Annotated in this window: 14 protein-coding genes; 7 read left to right on the top strand and 7 right to left on the bottom strand. The window is 63.5% G+C overall.

The features are described 5' to 3' along the window. Positions 1 to 12 precede the first annotated feature (12 nt). The 4 genes from htpX (at position 13) to purH (ending at position 6117) form a co-directional block, all read left to right on the top strand. Entirely contained in the window at positions 13 to 972 is a 960-nt protein-coding gene (htpX, locus tag M2267_RS27540; protein ID WP_402325984.1) for a zinc metalloprotease HtpX, read from the top strand. Continuing rightward, positions 972 to 2384, top strand: coding sequence for an RsmB/NOP family class I SAM-dependent RNA methyltransferase (locus tag M2267_RS27535; RefSeq protein WP_429119031.1), 1413 nt, complete (start codon positions 972 to 974; stop codon positions 2382 to 2384). The genes htpX and M2267_RS27535 overlap by 1 nt, the downstream gene beginning before the upstream one ends. 213 nt (positions 2385 to 2597) lie before the next feature. After that, complete coding sequence (locus tag M2267_RS27530; protein ID WP_429119030.1) at positions 2598 to 4283, top strand: heparinase II/III family protein; 1686 nt, start codon at positions 2598 to 2600, stop codon at positions 4281 to 4283. A gap of 223 nt (positions 4284 to 4506) precedes the next feature. Continuing rightward, positions 4507 to 6117, top strand: coding sequence for a bifunctional phosphoribosylaminoimidazolecarboxamide formyltransferase/IMP cyclohydrolase (gene purH / locus M2267_RS27525; protein WP_429119028.1), 1611 nt, complete (start codon positions 4507 to 4509; stop codon positions 6115 to 6117). 42 nt (positions 6118 to 6159) lie between these two features. On the opposite strand, the gene M2267_RS27520 is transcribed toward purH, so the two are convergent. Beyond that, positions 6160 to 7521: an MFS transporter gene (locus M2267_RS27520; protein ID WP_429119129.1), complete on the bottom strand. Its 1362-nt coding sequence runs from the start codon at positions 7519 to 7521 to the stop codon at positions 6160 to 6162. Positions 7522 to 7719: 198 nt separating this feature from the next. Further along, positions 7720 to 12513, bottom strand: coding sequence for an NAD-glutamate dehydrogenase (locus M2267_RS27515; protein WP_429119027.1), 4794 nt, complete (start codon positions 12511 to 12513; stop codon positions 7720 to 7722). Between the two features lie 285 nt (positions 12514 to 12798). Here M2267_RS27515 and pdxY point away from each other — a divergent pair, with 285 nt between their 5' ends. Both pdxY and M2267_RS27505 read left to right on the top strand, forming a co-directional pair. Beyond that, entirely contained in the window at positions 12799 to 13680 is an 882-nt protein-coding gene (pdxY, locus tag M2267_RS27510) for a pyridoxal kinase PdxY (protein WP_429119025.1), read from the top strand. Between the two features lie 128 nt (positions 13681 to 13808). Continuing rightward, the gene (locus tag M2267_RS27505; RefSeq protein WP_043623742.1) at positions 13809 to 14462 is read left to right on the top strand and encodes a carbonic anhydrase; all 654 of its coding nucleotides are present in this window, start codon (positions 13809 to 13811) and stop codon (positions 14460 to 14462) included. Between the two features lie 82 nt (positions 14463 to 14544). Here M2267_RS27505 and M2267_RS27500 read toward each other — a convergent pair whose 3' ends face one another. From M2267_RS27500 to M2267_RS27490, 3 genes are all read right to left on the bottom strand, one after another. After that, positions 14545 to 15366, bottom strand: coding sequence for a lytic murein transglycosylase (locus M2267_RS27500; RefSeq protein ID WP_402325972.1), 822 nt, complete (start codon positions 15364 to 15366; stop codon positions 14545 to 14547). 193 nt (positions 15367 to 15559) lie between these two features. Beyond that, a complete protein-coding gene (locus tag M2267_RS27495) occupies positions 15560 to 16594 on the bottom strand; it encodes an aspartate-semialdehyde dehydrogenase (RefSeq protein ID WP_034800169.1) in 1035 nt (344 codons plus the stop codon). Positions 16595 to 16707: 113 nt separating this feature from the next. Then, positions 16708 to 16974, bottom strand: a complete 267-nt coding sequence (locus M2267_RS27490; RefSeq protein ID WP_043623745.1) for a hypothetical protein — start codon at positions 16972 to 16974, stop codon at positions 16708 to 16710. Between the two features lie 117 nt (positions 16975 to 17091). On the opposite strand from M2267_RS27490, the gene M2267_RS27485 reads away from it, so the two are divergent. Further along, entirely contained in the window at positions 17092 to 18981 is a 1890-nt protein-coding gene (locus M2267_RS27485; RefSeq protein WP_043623748.1) for an MFS transporter, read from the top strand. 100 nt (positions 18982 to 19081) lie between these two features. Here M2267_RS27485 and M2267_RS27480 read toward each other — a convergent pair whose 3' ends face one another. Together M2267_RS27480 and M2267_RS27475 are read right to left on the bottom strand one after the other, a co-directional pair. Continuing rightward, complete coding sequence (locus M2267_RS27480) at positions 19082 to 19771, bottom strand: phosphatase PAP2 family protein (protein WP_043623752.1); 690 nt, start codon at positions 19769 to 19771, stop codon at positions 19082 to 19084. Between the two features lie 227 nt (positions 19772 to 19998). Beyond that, the coding region (locus M2267_RS27475; protein WP_429119127.1) for an isocitrate/isopropylmalate family dehydrogenase at positions 19999 to 20159 on the bottom strand (161 nt) is incomplete at its 5' end.

Genomic DNA, 20159 nt, shown 5'->3' with positions numbered 1-20159 from the left:
CGGAGCCTTCTGATGAACCTTGTCCGCACCGCCATGCTGCTTGCAGTCATGACCGCCCTGTTCATGGCGGTAGGTTTCGCCATCGGCGGACGCGGTGGCATGATGATCGCCTTCGTCATGGCCGCAGGCATGAACTTCTTCTCCTATTGGAACTCCGACAAGATGGTGCTGCGCATGTATCGCGCGCAGGAGGTCGATGAGCGCAGCGCGCCGGAATATTACGGCATCGTTCGCGACCTCGCGCGCAATGCCGGGCTGCCGATGCCGCGCGTCTACGTGATCGACAGCCCGCAGCCGAATGCGTTTGCCACCGGCCGCAACCCGGAGAATGCCGCGGTTGCCGCTTCGACCGGTCTGCTTCACGCTCTCAACTATGACGAGGTCGCCGGCGTGATGGCGCATGAACTCGCCCACGTACAGAACCGCGACACCTTGACGATGACGCTGACGGCCACCCTTGCCGGCGCGATCTCGATGCTCGGCAACTTTGCTTTCTTCTTCGGCGGCAACCGTGAAAACAACAATCCGCTCGGCTTCATCGGCACGCTGGTGGCGATGATCGTGGCGCCGATGGCGGCGATGCTGGTGCAGATGGCGATCAGCCGCACGCGCGAATACTCGGCCGACCGTCGTGGCGCCGAGATTTGCGGCAAGCCGCTCGCACTCGCTTCGGCGCTGCAGAAGATCGCAGGCGCCGCCCATCAGATCCACAACGACGATGCCGAGCGCAACCCGGCAACGGCGCATATGTTCATCATCAATCCGCTCTCCGGCGAGCGCATGGACAACCTGTTTTCGACCCATCCGAACACCGAAAACCGCATCGCTGCCCTGCAGCAGATGGCCCAGGAGATGTCTTCGGTCTCGACGCCGCCGGTTCGGGCTGATAATCCCGTGCGCAAATCGCGCTCTGTGCCCTCTACCGGTTGGGGTCGCGGTGGTTCCGAACCGCCCAAAGGTCCCTGGTCCTGATGTCCGCAGAAAACAACAACGATTCACGTCCGAAACGATCGCACCGCAACGGCGGCGCAGCAAAGTCGAAGAAGCCTGCCCCGGCGCCGCGTGGTCCGGAGAAGCCTGGCCTGAGAGCGCGTCAGGCCGCCGCGAAGATCCTGGCGGCCGTTATCGACCGCAAGACGTCTCTCGACGGCATGCTCGATAGCGAGCACGGCAACCCGGCCTATCGCGAGCTGAATGAAGCCGACCGCGCCCTGGTCCGGGCAATTCTCAATTCCGCCCTTCGCCATCTGCCGCGCGTGCAGGCTGCGATCAACTCGCTGCTGCAGACGCCCTTGCCGGAGGGTGCGCGGGCGCTCGACCACGTGCTTGCCGTGGCGGCGGCACAGATCCTCTATTTGGACGTGCCTGATCATTCCGCTGTCGATCTCGCTGTCGAACAGGCACAGAACGATCCGCGTAACCGCCGTTTCGCCAATCTCGTAAACGCCGTGCTGCGGCGTCTGTCGCGTGAAAAGGATGCCGTTCTCGAAAGCACGCGCCACATTCCGGCGATGCCGGAATGGTTCTTCGAGCGCCTCATTGTCCACTATGGCGCAGCGGCGGCCGAGAAGATCGCCGAGGCGCAGCTGACGCCGGCGGCGATCGATCTCTCCGTCAAGTCCGAGCCTGCAGCTTGGGCCGAGCGGCTTGGTGGCACCGTCCTGCCGACCGGCTCGGTGCGGCTCGGCGCATTCTCCGGCTCCATTCCTTCCTTAGCCGGATTCGATGATGGCGCCTGGTGGGTCCAGGACGCGGCCGCATCGATCCCGGCGCGGCTCTTCGGTGACCTCAAGGGTAAGCGCACGGTCGATCTCTGTGCTGCACCGGGCGGCAAGACCGCCCAGCTCATCCTCGCCGGCGCCGAAGTGACGGCGCTCGACCAGTCCGGTAGCCGCTTGCGCCGGCTGAAGGGCAATCTCAAGCGGCTTGGGCTCGAGGCCGAGACCACGGAAGTCAACATGGCGGACTTCCAGCCGGAGACGCTGTTCGATGCCGCCCTGCTCGACGCCCCCTGCTCTTCGACCGGCACGACCCGCCGTCACCCTGACGTGCTGTGGACCAAGGGACCGGAAGACATCGAAAAGCTCGCAGACCTGCAGGAGCGGCTGCTCCGCCATGCGCTGACGGTGGTCAAGTCCGGCGGCACGGTCGTCTTCTCCAATTGCTCCCTCGACCCGCGCGAAGGCGAAGAGGTCGTTGCCCGGGTTATCGGTTCTGGCGAAAGCTACGAGCGGGTGCCGATTTCCGCCGCCGACTGGCCGGGGCTCGAGGACGCGATCACGCCGATCGGCGAAATGCGGACGACGCCTGCCATGCTGCCGCTCGATGCTCCGTTTTCGAGCGGCCTCGATGGTTTCTACGCAGCGGTGATTCGCCGCAAATAACAGCGCAAACGCGCATTTCAGCGCTTGGAACTGGGCCTCAAGGCCCTGTTCCACCGCATCATTTGACGCTTTCGACCGGGAAGCCTATCAAAGATGGCAGGATTGATAAAAGTTTAATGGTCTTCGCGGCACCATGCGGGCGCTGGCGCGAGGTCCTGGCCGGCTCCGATGACGTGAGCGATCGTGCCAGAAATGAGGTAACCGGCGGCGTTGATGTTGTTTTCCGGCAGGCGAAGGCTTTCTTACCTGTATGTGCGTGAAGGCTGGCGCCGTGTGTCGCGTCGCCTGTCGATCGGGCGCGTCTCCACGCTGCGCTTCACCGGCTCCACCCCCAATCGTCTGATTGTTGCGCCGACGGATCTCAGGGCCGTCGATCCCTTTGTCGCGGAAGAGATTCTTGCTGGGCGTTTCCCGCTTGCCGGCCGCGTGCTCGACACGGAGGGCGAATCGCCGTTCGAGATCGATCTGCCGTCGCGCGAATTTGCCGCCCGGCTGCATTCCTTCGGCTGGCTGCGGCACCTGCGGGCGATCCGCGAGGATGCAGGCTTCGTCCGGCTGCGGCAGATCGTCGACGACTGGATCGGCACCCATGGACGCGATCTCGGCGGCGTTGCCTGGGATGCGGATATCATGGCGCAGCGCATCATCGCCTGGCTTTCCCATTCGCCGGTCGTGCTGCGCAATGCCGAACATGGCTTCTACCGACGCTTCCTCAAGAGCCTGGCGCTGCAGGTGCGCTATCTCAGGCATATCGCCGATACGGTGCGCGACGGCGAGCAGAGGCTTCGGGTGCGGCTTGCGCTTGCCATGGCGTCGGTTTCCATGCCGGCATCGCCCAGCGCCATCCGCAAGGCATCGCGCCACCTCGATCTCGAACTCGACCGGCAAATCCTGCCGGACGGCAGCCACTTCTCGCGCAGCCCGCGCGCTGGCCTCGAACTGCTGCTGGACCTGCTGCCGCTCCGCCAGACCTACGTCAATCTCGGCCATGACGTGCCGTCGCGCCTCATTCCCTGCATCGACCGGATGTACCCGGCCTTGCGCTTCTTCCGGCATCAGGGTGGTGAGTTGGCGCTGTTCAATGGCGCCACCTCGGTTCTGGCGCATGAACTGGCATCGGTGCTGCGCTATGACGAGACGGCCGGCGAACCCTTCCGGTCGCTGCCGCACGCCCACTACGAACGTATGGCGATGGAAAACACCGTTGTCATCATGGACACCGGCCGACCACTTTCCGTCGATCTTTCTCGCAGCGCCCATGCCGGCTGCCTGTCCTTTGAAATGTCCTCGGGCAAGACGCGCTTCGTCGTCAATTCCGGCGCGCCGAAGTTTGCCGGGGAGCGATTCCGCCAGATGGCGCGGATGACGGCTGCCCATTCGACCGTGACGGTCAACGACACCTCGTCGTCGCGCTTCTCGCAGTCGCGCTTTCTCGGACCGATCATGACGTCGGGCGTCAAGCAGGTGACGGCGGCCCGCAAGGACGAGGCGGGCGGGCTCGAGTCGGTGACGGCAAGCCATGACGGCTACCTTTCCACCTTCGGCCTCGTTCACGAGCGTGGCATCGGTGTCCTGAACGGCGGCCGCATGATCCGCGGTCGCGACCGGCTGTCGCGCGCCGACGGCAGCGACCCGGAGGCAGGCGATACGGGGGTTGCCGTAGCACGATTCCACATTCACCCCGCGGTCGCCATTCGCCAGAACAGTGCGCGCGAGATCTTCCTGACGGCGCCCGACGGCGAGGTCTGGCTGTTTGCCTGCCAGGACGGCGAGCTTGCAGTCGAGGAGGATATCTTCTTTGCCGATCCCTCGGGTATCCGGGCCTCGCAGCAGTTGACGGTGACCTTTGCGATCGCGCAGCAGCCGGAGATCCAGTGGACGTTTTCACGCGCCAACTGAGCCTTCTGTCTTGACGACGGGCACGCCCAAGAAAGCGCCTCAGGTTTTCCGTTCGCGTTTCAGAAGCGGTCGCAGTGGTGAATTTGGATCGATCCGATCCAAATTCATCGCGATCTTCAGGCCCGGCGAGGTTCCTTCACCCGGCAAGCTATGCTAACGGGCAGCCATCTCAACCGCCGGAGCTTCCTCCCGGGGCGTCCGGCGCCGCCAAAGGAGCATGGTTGTGGCTGTCGCCTCCAAGAAAATCCCCGCCCCGAACGAGGTTACGGTCCGCACCGCCCTCCTCTCCGTCTCCGACAAGACGGGTGTCGTCGAGCTCGCGCGCGCTCTTAACGAGAAGGGCATCCGGCTCGTTTCGACGGGCGGCACGCACAAGGCGCTCTCCGAGGCCGGCCTGCCGGTGAGTGACGTTTCCGAGCTGACCGGTTTCCCTGAGGTCATGGACGGCCGCGTGAAGACGCTGCATCCGGGCGTTCACGGTGGCCTCCTGGCGATCCGCGACGATGCGGATCACGTTGCCGCCATGTCGACCCACGGCATCACCGCCATCGATCTTGCGATCATCAACCTCTATCCCTTCGAGGAAGTCCGGGCCAAGGGCGGCGACTATCCGACAACGGTCGAAAACATCGATATCGGCGGTCCGGCCATGATCCGCGCTTCGGCCAAGAACCATGCCTATGTGACGATCGTCACCGATCCGGCCGACTATCCGGTGCTGCTCGAAGAGCTTGCTTCCGGCAAGACGACCTATGCCTTCCGCCAGAAGATGGCCGCCAAGGCCTATGCCCGCACCGCGGCTTACGACGCCGCCATTTCCAATTGGTTTGCCGAAGCGCTCGACACGCCGATGCCGCGCCACCGGGTGATCGGCGGCGTCTTGAAGGAAGAGATGCGCTACGGCGAGAACCCGCATCAGAAGGCGGGCTTCTACCTGACCGGCGAGAACCGCCCGGGTGTTGCCACCGCGACGCTGCTGCAAGGCAAGCAGCTCTCCTACAACAACATCAACGACACGGATGCGGCTTTCGAGCTGGTGGCCGAGTTCCTGCCCGAAAAGGCACCGGCTGTCGCCATCATCAAGCACGCCAACCCTTGCGGCGTTGCCACTGCTTCGACGCTTGCCGAAGCCTATCGCCGGGCGCTTGCCTGCGATTCCACCTCGGCCTTCGGCGGCATCATCGCGCTCAACCAGGAGCTCGACGCCGAGACGGCCGAAGAGATCGTCAAGCTCTTTACCGAAGTGATCATCGCGCCTTCGGTCAGCGATGCAGCCAAGGCTGTCATCGCCCGCAAGCCGAACCTGCGCCTGCTCTCGACCGGCGGCCTGCCGGACCCGCGCATTCCGGGTCTTGCCGCCAAGACCGTCTCGGGCGGCCTGCTGGTGCAGACCCGTGACAACGGCATGGTCGAAGATCTCGAGCTCAAGGTCGTGACCAAGCGCGCGCCGACGGCGCAGGAACTTGAGGACATGAAGTTTGCCTTCAAGGTTGCCAAGCACGTCAAGTCGAATGCGATCGTCTACGCCAAGGACGGCCAGACGGCCGGCATCGGCGCCGGCCAGATGAGCCGCGTCGATTCCGCCCGCATCGCGGCGATCAAGGCGGAGGAAGCGGCCAAGGCGCTCGGCTTTGCAACGCCGCTCACCAAGGGCTCGGCCGTCGCGTCCGAAGCGTTCCTGCCCTTTGCCGATGGTCTGCTCTCGGCGATCGCCGCCGGCGCCACCGCCGTCATCCAGCCGGGCGGCTCCATGCGCGACGAAGAGGTCATTGCGGCCGCCAACGAGCATGGCGTTGCCATGGTCTTCACCGGCATGCGCCACTTCCGCCACTAGGACTGCGGGGACAAGCTTTTTTCGCCCGTCCCGCGTCGATTGTCAGAGGCCGCCGCGTCCAAAGGATGCGGCGGCTTTTTTGCGTCCGTCATCGGCCGGATAGGGCGTGCGCAGCAGGATGATGAGGCCGACGACCAGGAACGCGATGAGCGCCATCATGCCGATACGGGCGGAGCCCGTCGCGAGCGTGATCGTGGCGACGGACGCCGGGGCGAGGAACGACGTCGCGCGGCCGGAGAGCGCGTAGAGGCCGAAGTAGCGCCCGGCCTCGTCCAGGCTGACGCTGCGGGCGAGATAGGAGCGCGACGAGGCCTGTACCGGGCCGAATGCGATCCCGACCAACAGGCCGTAGAGAATGTAGGCCTTCTCGGCCGCTGTGCCGAACAGGCCGCCGGAATCTTCAGTCGACAACGGCATCAGCCCGAACAGCGTGAAGCCGGGGCCCGTCGAGACGATGCCGATCGTCGCCAGCGTCAGGCAGACCAGGCTGGCGGTGACGATCATTTTCGACCCGAGCCGTGTGTCGAGCCGGCTGGCATAGAGGCAGCCGCCGATCGCGACGACGTTGAGGATGATCCCGTAGATGCCGAGCTCCAATGTCCGCCAGCCGAACATGGCCGCGGCGAAGGTGCCGCCAAGAGCCAGAAGGCCGTTGACGCCATCCTGGAAGATCATCCGTGCGATCAGGAAGCGCAGGATGCCCGTTCTTTGCTTGAGCTCGCCGAGCGTCCCCTTGAGCTCCCTGAGGCCCGTGACGGTGGCCTTGCCGAGCGACATGGTCGCTTTGGTGGCGTCGGGCGTGAACAGGAATATCGGCAGGATGAAGACGAGATACCAGAGTGCGGAGATCGGTCCGGTGATCCGCGCATCCTCACCCTTGGCTGGATCGAGACCAAACAACGGGTCGATGCCGGCGGCGGTCTTGCCGGTTTCCGGGCTGCCGGCGAGCAGTGCCACGACCGCGATCAGCACGATCATCCCGCCAAGATAGCCGAGGCCCCAGGCAATGTTGGAGATGCGGCCGACGTCCTTTTCCGGCACGAGCCGCGGCATCATCGAATCGTTGAAGACGATCGAGAACTCGGCAGCGATGCTTGCGAGGATCATGAAGATCGCCGGATAGAGGATCGGCGATCCGGGAGCCGCGAACCAGAGCATGGCCAGCGATGTAATCTTGATGACGGCAAAGAAGGCGATCCACGGCTTGCGCGGGCCGGTCGCATCCGCGATGGCACCCAAGACCGGCGAGAGAACCGCGATGATGATGCCCGAGACGGTGAGGGTATAGCCCCACATCGCCTGGCCGAGCGCATGATCTTCGGTCAGGCGTGAAACGAAATACGGGCCGAAGATGAAGGTCGTGATCACCGTGAAGAACGGCTGCGCCGCCCAGTCGAAGAACATCCAGCCGGCAATCCCTGCACGGGACGTGCGTGGTTGATCTACAGTCCTCTCGGCCGAAATCTGCAAGGTCCCCTCCCGAAACGACTGCGCCGCGCGTCCCCTCGAACGCGCGGCGCAGCCTAACTTCAATCTGACGAATTCCAAAAGGTTTAGAACGGGATGCGGGCGAAAAAACTGCCCGCATCCGTGTTCTCCAGGCTACTTCGCCCGTCCGCGCGCCAGGTCGTTGAGCAGACCCGCAGCAACGGTGATCTTGGCAAGCGTCGTTTCACCCTTCTCGGTCAGAAGGCGCAACTGGCCGGTCGCCTGGGCGACGCGAACGCGTTCGCTTTCTTCCCAGGCGGCAACCGGATTGCGCTCCTTCTTCTGCTCGCGCAGGGCCGCCGCGGTGATATCGCGCCGGGCAGCGGCGATATCGGATACGGCGCGAGACAGAGCCATGGCCTCGAACTGCTCCGTTGCCGGAACGCGATCGGACGCCGCCAGCAGGCGGTTGATGCGCAGCGTGTCGGTGACGGCGAAGTAACCTTGCGCCGTGCGGCTCAGCGTCTCGCCGGTTTCCGCGGCAATCTGCATGATCTCGGGCACCAGCGTCATCAGCGCCAGTTCCGAGATTTCCTCGGCGAGCTTGGCGGGGACGCCGCCCTCGACGAAGGCAGCCGTCTTCAACCGGGCTTCTTCGGCGCTCTCGCCGGAGACTGCAGTGCGCATGGTTGCGCGCAGCTTCTGCAGGCCATCGCCGAGGCGCGATACGGCCTCGGACACCGAACCGGTCGCCGCATGGGTGCGCAGCGTCCGCTCGGTGACGAGCGTGAAGATGCGGCCCACTTCCTGGTAGAGGATGTTCTGCAGGCTCCCGCTGATCTTGTTGTCGAGCGCGTCGATCTCGTCATAGATCCGCGGCAGATCGAAGCCGTCGAGCGCCAGCACCGCCGCCTTGACGACGTCGGCCGAGAGGAAGCCGGTGGCGTCCGTCAGGGTCGAGACGAAGGCCGGACCACCGCGGTTGATCACCTCGTTGGCGAGGATCGTCGCGATGATTTCGCGGCGCAGGCGGTGGCCGTGGATGTCGCCGGCATAGGCCTTGCGCATCTTGCCCGGGAAGTAACGCTCAAGCGTCGCCGTGAAGTACGGATCGTCGGGCAGCTCGCTCGCAATCAGCTCATCGAAGAGAACGAGCTTGGAGTAGGAGAGCAGCACGCCGATTTCCGGGCGGGTCAAAGGCTTGCCCGCCTGGTAGCGCTCGGTCATCGCCTGGTCTGTCGGCAGCGTCTCGACCTTGCGGTTGAGATGGCCGTCGGCCTCGAGGCGAGTCATGAGTCGGCCGAGCGTCGTGCGGTTGCCGAGCCCCTGCATGGCGGTCAGAGAGATCGCCAGCGACTGCTCGTAGTTGTTGCGCAGCACGAGGTGGCCCACTTCCTCGGTCATCGAGGCGAGCAGCGTGTTGCGCTTCGGACGGGTCAGGCGACCATCGCGCATGGCGGAAGCAAGCGCGATCTTGATGTTGACCTCGACGTCGGAGGAGTTGACGCCTGCCGAGTTGTCGATGGCGTCCGAGTTGCAGCGGCCGCCGTTGAGGCCGAAGCCGATGCGACCCTTCTGGGTAACGCCGAGGTTGGCGCCCTCGCCGATAACACGGGCGCGGACCTCTTCGGCCGCCACGCGAATGGCGTCGTTGGCGCGGTCGCCGACTTCGGCGTCCGTTTCGTTGCTGCCGCGCACATAGGTGCCGATGCCGCCGAACCAGAGCAGGTCGACCTGGCTCTTCAGGATCGCGTTCATGATCTCGAAGGGCGTTGCCTTCTGCTTGTCGAGGCCGATGGCGGCCATCGCCTCAGGCGTCAGCGTCACCGACTTTTCGGCACGCGAGATGATCATCGCGCCGTCCGAAAGCGTCTTGCGGTCATAGTCCTGCCAGCTCGAACGCGGCAGGTCGAACATGCGCTTGCGCTCGGCAAAGGAGGCATCGATATCCGGCGACGGATCGATGAAGATGTCGCGGTGATCGAAGGCGGCGATCAGGCGGATCTTTTCGGAGAGCAGCATGCCGTTGCCGAAGACGTCGCCCGACATGTCGCCGACGCCGGCAACGGTGAAGGGCGTCGTCTGGATATCGATGTCCATCTCGCGGAAGTGTCGCTTGACGGTTTCCCAGGCGCCGCGGGCGGTGATGCCCATCTTCTTGTGGTCGTAGCCGGCCGAGCCACCCGATGCGAAGGCGTCGTCGAGCCAGAAGCCTGCTTCCTGCGCCAGGCCGTTGGCCGTGTCGGAGAAGGTCGCAGTGCCCTTGTCGGCGGCCACGACGAAGTAGGGATCGTCGCCGTCATGGCGCTGCGTGTCGGCCGGTGGCACGACGTCCTGGCCGACGATGTTGTCGGTTACCGACAGAAGCGTGCGGATGAAGGTCTTGTAGGCTTCGGTACCGGCCTTGAAGACCTCGTCGCGGGTGCCGCCCACCGGAAGCAGCTTCGGATAGAAGCCGCCCTTGGCGCCGACGGGCACGATAACGGCGTTCTTCACCTGCTGCGCCTTGACGAGGCCGAGCACTTCCGTGCGGTAGTCCTGGGCGCGGTCCGACCAGCGAAGGCCGCCGCGGGCGACCTTGCCGAAGCGCAGGTGCACGCCCTCGACCTCGGTGCCGTAGACGAAGATTTCGCGGAACGGATGCGGTTCCGGCAGGCCGTCGAGCTGCTTCGGGTCCAGCTTGAAGGCGAGGACCGCGCGCGGCTTGCCGTCGGCGTCATGCTGGAAGTAGTTGGTCCGGAGCGTTGCTTCGATCGCGTTGACGTAGCGGCGCAGAATCCGATCCTCGTCGAGGCTCGGAACGGCCGAGAGCGCGTCCTCGATCGCCGACAGCAGCGCGTTGCACTTTTTGGCGCGAGGCTTTTCCTCGAGCTTCGGATCCATGCGGGTCACGAACAGCTTGAAGATGTCGGCGGCGATCGCCGGATACTTGTTCAGCGTGTCGGCGATATAGCCCTGCGAGTAGGTGATCCCCGCCTGGCGCAGATAGCGGGCATAGGCGCGCAAGACCGTCACCTCACGGGCATTGAGGCCCGCAAGCAGGACCAGCCGGTTGAAGTTGTCGTCCTCGGTCGTGCCGTTCCAGGCGGCGAGGAACGCTTCTTCGAGCGCCGGTCCGGACTTTTCAAGGTTCAGCGCGTGGCCGTCGCGGTGGATGAGCTCCATGTCGTGCAGCACGACCTTGCGCTTCTCTTCGCCGTGGGCGTTGACGCCGATGTCGTAGGTCTGTTCGCTGATCACTCGGAAGCCGAGGTTTTCAAGCAAGGGTACGCGACGCGACAGCGACACGGGTTCGCTGGCGTGGAAGATCTTGAGCTCGGCGGTATCGGCCCGCGAAACGGTGCGGGGATAGTGATAGAACTCGATCCGGATCGGATCCGGCCCCTTGCAGGCGGCGATATCTGCGAGATCCGCATAGGCTTCAGCCGGCGTGAAGAACGACTGGTAGGCATTGTCGACATCGAGTTCGATGCCGTCCTTGCGGGCAAGCAGGTCAAACCGGTCGATCCAGCGGGTGACGATGCCGCGAACGGCCTCTTCGAGCTTGGCCTGCGGAATGCGCGGCGTCTTGCCGGCGTAGCGGCCGATGATGAAGTGGACGCGGGCGAGACCGCCTTCCGGGAAGGCCGGGTAATAGGCGGAGACGCGACCGTCATAGACCGTCTTCAGATAGTCGCCGATCTTCTCGCGAACATCCGAATCGTACTGTTCGCGCGGCACGAAGACGATGACCGACACGAAGCGGTCGAAATGGTCGATGCGCGGCAGCACGCGGATGCGCGGCCGATCGCCGAGTTCGTTGATCTGTTCGCAGAAGGCGGCCAGCAGGCCGACATCGATCTGGAACAGGTCGTCGCGCGGATAGGATTCCAGCGTGTTGGCCAGCATCTTGCCGGAATGGCTTTGCGGATCGTAGCCGAAGTGATCGACAATCTTTTCGATCTTGTGGCGCAGAAGCGGAATTTCAGCTGCCTGGCGGGTGTAGGCCGAGGAGGTGAACAGGCCGACGATGCGCAACTCGCCAGCGACGTTGCCGTCGGCGTCGAAGCGCTTGACGCCGATATAGTCCATGTAGGCGCGGCGATGCACGACCGACTTGACGTTGGCCTTGGTGACGATCAGGAAATCCGGGCCATCGAGGAAGGCGAGAATTTCAGGCGTGGTCAGCACCGCGTCCTTGCCCTGGCGCAGAACGCGCACATCCGGGTTGGATAGGATGCCAAGGCCCCTGCCCTTGCCGCGTTCGACGGCTGCCTTCTCGCCCTTGCCCGAATAGGTGTATTCGCGCATGCCGAGGAAGGTGAAGTTGTTGTCTCGCAGCCAGCGAAGGAAGGCGAGCGCCTCGTCGCGGTCGCTCTTCTTGCGCGTCGCGTTGTAGGTTTCGAGTTCCGACATGGCCTGATCGAGCAAGGTCGTCATCGCCGGCCAGTCGTGCACGGTCTGGTGGACCTGCTCCAGCACGTCGCGGATGCGGTTGCTGAGCTGCTCCGCCTCGACGGGCGCAAGCTTGGTCAGGTGGATCTGGATATGGCTGACGCGGTGCGACGGATCGCTTTCCTCTTCCGGATCGAAGAGCTTTGCCGGCTTGCCCGGTTCCTTGACCAGGATGGGATGGATCGCGAGGTGAATGTCACGGTGGGTGCTGGTGATTTCCCCCATGACCGAGTCATAGAGGAACGGCATGTTGCGTTCGGTTACGGCGATGACCGATACCTCAGTACCACCCGGCGCGATGCCGGCGACGGCTTCGACCGAAATCTGCGGCTTGCCGCCGTCCCAGCGGGCGAGTTCACGAGCCGCATGGGCTGCGGTCAGCGCCAGCATGTCCGCCGAATAGAGATCGAGGTCATCGTTGCTGGCCCCACCGAAGAGGATCTCCGGCGCCAGCGCCTCGACGCCCAGTTTGATGGCGGCCGCCTTCGCTGCGTCGATGTGTCTGTCCCGCTTCGGATTGTATTTCACGCCCATGAAGTCTCTCCCATTCATGATAGGCCAAACCCTATCAGAACCATGGCTAATGGCGACCGCTTTTTACGCTGATTTCGGCAAAATCGAGCCCAAAATCGGAGAATTTCACGTGAAAACAGCTTAAATCCATTTAAATCGAAGGTAATTTCGCAAAAATTGCTCGAAAATCGAAGAAAAAGCACGAAAACGCCAGAGGCTTCTCCGGAGCCTATCTGCCATCGGCTGTTGACAGGGCGGTGACAGTCGGGTGAACAGAGTTTCGAGATCGTAGGATTGGACTGGTCGATGCCCGAAATGCCTTCCCTGCCCGGCGCCGTCATCGTCATCTCGAGCCATGTCGTGCGCGGCAAGGTGGGCAACAGGGCCGTGGTCTTCGCGCTGGAGACCCTGGGGCATCCGGTCTGGGCCCTGCCGACCGTCATCCTCCCCTGGCATCCGGGCCATGGCCGCTCCACGCGGGTCGCCATTTCCGATCAGGATTTCGGGGCGGTGATCGATGACCTCATTGCAGCACCCTGGGCCGGAGAGGTGCGCGCCGTCCTTTCGGGCTACCTCGGCTCGGCGGGACAGGCGGAAGCTGTGGCGCGGCTGGTGACGGCGCTGAAGGAGCGCAATCCCAAGCTGATCTATGCCTGCGACCCCGTGGTCGGCGATGCCGGTGGTCTCTATGTGCCGGAAACCACGGCGGTTGCCATTCGCGACCGCCTGCTGCCGCTTGCAAATCTTGCGACCCCGAACCGCTACGAGCTTGCCTGGCTCGCTGGCGCGACGCTGGAGACGAACACGGCGATCCTCGACGCGGCGCTCGGCCTTGGTCCGGCCCGCGTGCTGGTGACGTCCGCCGTGCCGATGATGAGTGGCGGGACCGGCAATCTCTTTCTTTCGGGCAACCACGCGCTGCTTGCCGAACATCGTCTGGTCGAAAACCCGCCGAACGGCACGGGCGACCTGTTGGCGGCGGTGTTTCTCGCCCGGATCCTTGAAGGACTTTCAGAGGAACGCGCCTTGCAGATGGCGACGGCGAGCGTATTTGAGATCATCGCGCGGAGCGTCAAGCGCGGCGCAGATGAATTGACCATCGAGCAGGACGCGTCGAGCCTCTCGACGCCTATGGCGATGGTGCAGATGCGCCGGCTGGTTCATCCGAATCAGATGCGGCGCAAGTGAAGAAGCTGTTCACGGACCGCCACCCTATGGCATCGTGGATTGAATTTTAGATCGCGATCATTTTCATGACGGAGGTGCGGGTGGGCGAAAGCCGGCCATGCCGCCTTGAAGCACGAGCGGAGCAATCGATGGACAAGCAGCAGCAGCGTTTTCCGGACTATCTTCTGAACGGCTACCACAATTTCATGAACGGTCGCTTCAGCGAACAGCAGAAACGCTACAAGGCGCTGGCGGAAACCGGGCAAAAGCCGAAGACAATGGTCATTGCCTGTTGCGACTCGCGCGCTGCGCCGGAAACGATCTTCGACAGCGGCCCGGGCGAACTCTTTGTCGTGCGCAACGTCGCCAATCTCATGCCGCCCTACGAGCCCGATGGGCACTACCACTCGACTTCGGCGGCGCTGGAGTTCGCCGTACAGTCGCTGCGCGTGAGCGACATCGTCGTCATGGGCCACGGCCGCTGCGGTGGCATCAAGGCGGCACTCGATCCGGATGCCGAGCCGCTATCGCCAGGCGATTTCATCGGACGCTGGATGCATCTTCTGAAGCCCTCGGCCGAACAGATCCAGAGCAATGACGTGATGACCCAGGCGGAGCGCCAGCGCGCGCTTGAGCGGGTTTCGATCCGCAACTCGCTTGCCAATCTGCGCACGTTCCCCTGCGTCCAGATCCTCGAGGCCAAGGGCAAGCTGCACCTGCATGGCGCGTGGTTCGACATCTCGACCGGCGAACTCTGGGTGATGGACCCGGTCACCGGTGACTTCTCCCGCCCGGGAATGTAATCGCTCAGCAAAAAGGCCCGGCTCTTTCGAACCGGGCCTTTTGTCTGGTTGGAACGGCTAGACGTTCCGCAAGACGCAAATCCTAGAGACCGTCGATCTCGGCGCCGATGATGGCGATCGCCTGCTGGTAGACGGTTGCCGCATTCCAGCCCTGGATCGCGGCGAAGTTCGCCTGACCCTGCTGATAGCCGGCGCCCGGCTGCCAGCCATGGCCGCGCAGGAAGTTGGCGGTGGACGCCAGCGCGTCGGCCTTGGAGCGAACCATGTCGACATGGCCGTTGCCGTCGCCATCGACGCCGTATTTCAGGACGTTGGCGGGCAGGAACTGGGTCTGGCCGATTTCGCCGTGGGCGGCGCCCCGCGCATCCGGGCTCAGGTCGCCGCGCTGCACGAGCTGCAGGGCCGCGTAAAGCTGGTTGGTGAAGTAGTCCGAGCGACGGCAGTCATAGGCGAGCGTCGAAACGGCCGAGAGCGTGTGCTCCTTGCCCATGAAACCGCCGAAACCGGTTTCCATGCCCCAGATGGCGATCAGCGGGCCGGCCGGTACGCCGTAGCGCCGCTCGATGCTGGCAAAGAGGGCAGCGTTCTGCTGCTTCATCTTCTTGCCGCGGGAAATGATCACCTGGCCGCCACGCTTCTGCATGAACTGGTCCAGCGACAGCTTGAAGCTCTTCTGGCCGCGGTCGGCGCGGATCGTCGCCTTGTTGTAGGAGACGCCGGAGAGTGCACGGTCGAGCACCTGCGGGCTGATGCCGCTGCCGGAAGCCTGTTGCTTGAAGTTCTGCACCCAGGCTTCAAAGCCGCTTCCGTCATTGCCGCATTGAGCGGCAGATGCCACCGCCGGAAAAACTGCAGTCGAAATCAGGGCGGCAAGCCCCACTGCTGCGCACTTCGCCCTGTGCATGAAATACCCCGTCATAGCCCGAATCTCGTTGCTCTTAAAAATGCCAGCCTTCGCCGGCCGTGTCACCTCCCGCAAGCGGCAGGTAACTTTATCGTGGTTTCACGTGAATCCGGGAAGGATCGGCCCCTCGTGAAACAGGAAACCCGCCAGGCCCGAAAGAGCCTGGCGGGAGTGAATGGTTCTAGTGCCGTTTTCAGGCAGCCTGCTTACGCGGCTTGATCAGGCCACGGTTGACCAGGAGCTCGGCAATCTGGATGGCGTTGAGAGCAGCGCCCTTGCGCAGGTTGTCGGAGACGACCCACAGGTTGAGGCCGTTCTCGACGGTCGCGTCCTCGCGGATGCGCGAGATGTAGGTCGCATCTTCGCCGGCGCATTCGTAAGGGGTGACGTAGCCGCCGTTCTCGTGCTTGTCGACGACCAGGCAACCCGGCGCTTCGCGCAGGATGTCGCGCGCTTCGTCGGCGGTGATCTCATTTTCGAACTCGATGTTGACCGATTCCGAGTGGCCGATGAAGACGGGCACGCGCACGGCGGTGCAGGTCACCTTGATCTTCGGGTCGAGCATCTTCTTGGTTTCGGCCAGAACCTTCCACTCTTCCTTCGTGTAGCCGTCTTCCATGAACACGTCGATGTGCGGGATGACGTTGAAGGCGATGCGCTTGGTGAACTTCTTCGATTCGATCGGATCGGCAACGAAGACAGCGCGGGTCTGGTTGAAGAGTTCGTCCATGCCGTCCTTGCCGGCGCCGGAAACCGACTGGTAGGTCGAGACGACGACGCGCTTGATCTTGGCGTGGTCGTGCAGCGGCTTCAGCGCGACGACGAGCTGGGCGGTCGAGCAATTCGGGTTGGCGATGATGTTCTTCTTGGTGAACTGCGCGATCGCGTCCGGGTTCACTTCCGGCACGATCAGCGGCACTTCGGCGTCGTAGCGCCAGGCCGAGGAGTTGTCGATGACGACGCAGCCCTGCTGGCCGATCTTCGGCGAGTACTTCAGCGATACGGCACCGCCGGCCGACATCAGGCAGATATCGGTGTCGGAGAAGTCGTAGTTTTCGAGGTTCTTGACCTTGAGGGTCTTGTCGCCAAAGGAAACTTCCGTGCCCTGGGAGCGGGCCGAAGCAAGGGCGACCACTTCATCCGCGGGAAAGCCGCGTTCGGAAAGAATGTTCAGCATCTCCCGGCCGACATTGCCGGTGGCGCCTGCGACTGCAATCTTGAAACCCATGATCTAAGCTCTCTTTTCTGTCTCTCCTCGTCGGGTGAGGGGGAAACCGCGCGACCTGCCGCGAGGGTTCCTGTCCCCGGCCAAACCGGGGAGAGAGCGGAGGGCCAGAGACGTCAGACGGTTTTCGTCGTCGTTTTGGCCGTTGTTTTGCAAGCGAACGAAAAATCGACATCCTGCCCCGCGGCAAGAGCCGGCAGGATCAAAGCAGCGATGGCTGGACCGATCGGTCGCATGGTGGTGATTTCCTCGTTCGTCGCTGCTCTTACGCGGTTTTGGGGAAGAGTCAAGACGTAGCCGCGCGCCAGCACGCTCTCCGGTCCGGCCGCGATTGATCGCCGCATTAGACGAAAGTCATAAGCCGAAAGCATCTCTGCCTGCATCGGTTGTTTTCTGCCATCCTCTTCACCAGGCGCACCACGTCCGGCCATTCTCGGGAGGAATGCCGGACCTGCCAATGGGCGCTCCAACAGGCTGTTTTGGAGTGGAGGATAAACAAAATGGCAAATGTCGCGACAGCGGACGACGCAAAAACGCGTCCGATGACCGGCGAGGAGAAGAAGGTCATCTTCGCCTCGTCGCTCGGTACCGTCTTCGAATGGTACGATTTCTATCTCTACGGTTCGCTCGCCGTTTACATCGGCGCGACCTTCTTCAGTTCCTACCCGGAAACGACGCGTAACATCTTCGCGCTTCTGGCCTTTGCCGCCGGCTTCCTGGTTCGCCCGTTCGGCGCCCTGGTCTTCGGTCGCCTCGGTGACCTCGTCGGCCGCAAATACACCTTCCTCGTCACCATCCTGATCATGGGTCTGTCGACCTTCCTGGTCGGCATCCTGCCCGGCGCTGCCTCGATCGGCATTGCCGCGCCGATCCTGCTCATCGTGCTGCGCATGCTGCAGGGCCTGGCGCTCGGCGGCGAATATGGCGGTGCTGCAACCTACGTGGCCGAACACGCGCCGAACGGACGCCGTGGCTACTTCACCTCCTGGATCCAGACCACGGCAACGCTCGGTCTGTTCCTGTCGCTGGTGGTGATCCTGCTCGTGCAGTTCGCGCTCGGCAAGGAAGCCTTCGCCGCCTGGGGCTGGCGCATTCCGTTCCTGCTGTCCTGCGTTCTGCTCGGCATTTCCGTCTGGATCCGCCTGAAGATGAACGAATCGCCCGCCTTCAAGAAGATGAAGGAAGAGGGCAAGACCTCGAAGGCACCGCTGCGCGAAGCTTTCGGCCAGTGGAAAAATGCCAAGATCGCCCTGCTCGCGCTGTTCGGCGCCGTCGTCGGCCAGGCCGTTGTCTGGTATTCCGGCCAGTTCTACGCGCTGTTCTTCCTGACCGGCGTTCTGAAGGTGGACGCGCAGTCGGCCAACATCATGGTTGCCGCTTCGCTCATCCTCGGCACGGGCTTCTTCGTGCTCTTCGGCTGGCTCTCCGACAAGATCGGCCGCAAGCCGATCATCATGGCCGGCCTTCTGCTCGCCATGCTTACCTACTTCCCGCTGTTCAAGGCACTGACCTGGGCCGGTAACCCTGCACTCGCCCAAGCCCAGGCAACCGTTCGCGCAACGGTGACCGCGGCTCCCGGCGACTGCAAATTCCAGTTCAACCCGACGGGCACGGCGAAGTTCACGACCTCGTGCGACATTGCAACCGCGTTCCTTACCAAGAACTCCGTTCCCTATGACGTCGTCACGACGGCAGCAGCGGGCACGGCAGCGACGGTCAAGGTCGGCGACACCACGATCAACAGCTACGACGCCGTTGCTGCTGGCGATGGTGCCAAGGCTGCCAACGCCGCCTTCGAAAAGCAGACCAACATGGCGCTCCACAATGCCGGCTATCCGCTGGTTCGTGGTGCGGCAAAGGTTCCGGACGCCAAGCTTGACGGCTTCGTCACCGCCAACCCGGAACTGTCGCTCGATGCAGCCGCAGTGCGCGGCGGCGAAAAGACCATGGTTCCGGCCGAAAAGCTCATCGCCGACAAGCTGCTGACCAAGGATGAAGTGGGCGCTGCCACCGAAATGGCCGTCTACACGGTCGCTGGCGGCGGCACCTACGCGATGGTCGCGGACCCGGCCAGCGTCAACTGGACGACGATCATCGCGGTGCTCACCGTGCTCGTCATCTACGTGACGATGGTCTACGGCCCGATCGCCGCCCTGCTGGTCGAACTCTTCCCGACCCGCATCCGCTACACCGGCATGTCGCTGCCCTACCACATCGGCAACGGCTGGTTCGGTGGCCTGCTTCCGGCTACGGCCTTCGCGATGAGTGCTGCCCAGGGCGACATCTACTACGGCCTCTGGTACCCGATCGTCTTTGCAGGCATCACGCTGGTCATCGGCCTCCTGTTCCTGCCGGAAACGAAGGATCGCGACATCCACGCGATGGATTAAGCCCGGCGCTCCCGGAGAGAACACATCCCGGGAGCACCTCAATTCTTCCCCGAGCTATTATGGCTCTCCTGACTCCGGCGCGGTCTTCCGCGCCGGCTTTTTATTGAGTCGGTTCGCTGCGTCCGGCAAGCGGCCACCCACCCGGGCCGAGATGAAACAGGCGGCCGTATTTTGCGAAGGCAAATGCCATCATCACCGATGTCCATAGGCCGAGCAGCAGCCCGGCGGCGACGTCGCTCGGATAGTGCGCGCCGACGATGACGCGGGAAACACCGATCGTCAGCGCCAGGACCAGAAACAGCGGCCTCAGTCTCGGCAGCAGCATGGCGAAGACGCCGAAAAACGCACCGGCCGCGGTCGAGTGCCCGGACGGAAAGCTCTCATAGAGATCACTGGTGGCGAACGGCGTCAGGCTGTAGGCGCCGAGTTCGGCAAAGAGTTCCGGTCGTGCCCGGCCGATCAGGACCTTCAGCGTGTGCACGAGGGCGCTGGCCGTGCCGATCGTCAGCAGGAAATAGGCGGCGAGATCGCGGGCGGCGCGCGCCTTGTTCTGAAGCGGCCCCTGGCCTGCCGCCCGTCGCAGCACGAAGGCTCCCGCGAGCAGGGCGCCGGAAAGATAGATCATCCAGCCAAAGGTACCGAAATCGGTGATCCGTTCATTGAAGGTGACGATGCTGTCCGGCAGGCCCTGAGCGCGCTGCGACAGAAACGGATCGAGCGGGATGAGCGCGAACACGAGGACGGCAGTCGTCAGCACGATCCATCCGGTGGCCGCAAGTGGTCGGTTCATGGTTTTCCCGTCCTGCCGGCCAGATCGCGCGGCAATTGTCTGTTCCTGTCGGGGCTTGGTGCAGGGCGCTTGCTGCGCCGGGCGGCCCGGGCTGTCTTCCCCGATGTGTCGGTTCTTTTGGCAAATTCAAGGCCGTAAACGCAAAACACCTCCGGATGCGCTCCGGAGGTGTTTGTTTTCGTAGGCCCGTTGGCGTCAGTGTGACGCTGTTTGGGATCGGTCGTCGTTTAGGCCGAGAGCGCCTTGAACTCGGCGAGAATGGCGTCGCCCATCTCCGTGGTACCGACCTTCTTCGCGCCTTCGGCCATGATGTCGCCGGTGCGGATGCCCTGGTCGAGCACGTTGGCGATCGCCTTCTCCAGATTGTCGGCTTCCTTCACGAGGTTGA

Source organism: Ensifer sp. KUDG1 (assembly GCF_050434285.1).
Classification (GTDB): Bacteria; Pseudomonadota; Alphaproteobacteria; order Rhizobiales; family Rhizobiaceae; genus Ensifer.
Note: the sequence above shows the minus strand (reverse complement) of the source record. Positions and strands in the feature narration are given on the sequence as shown.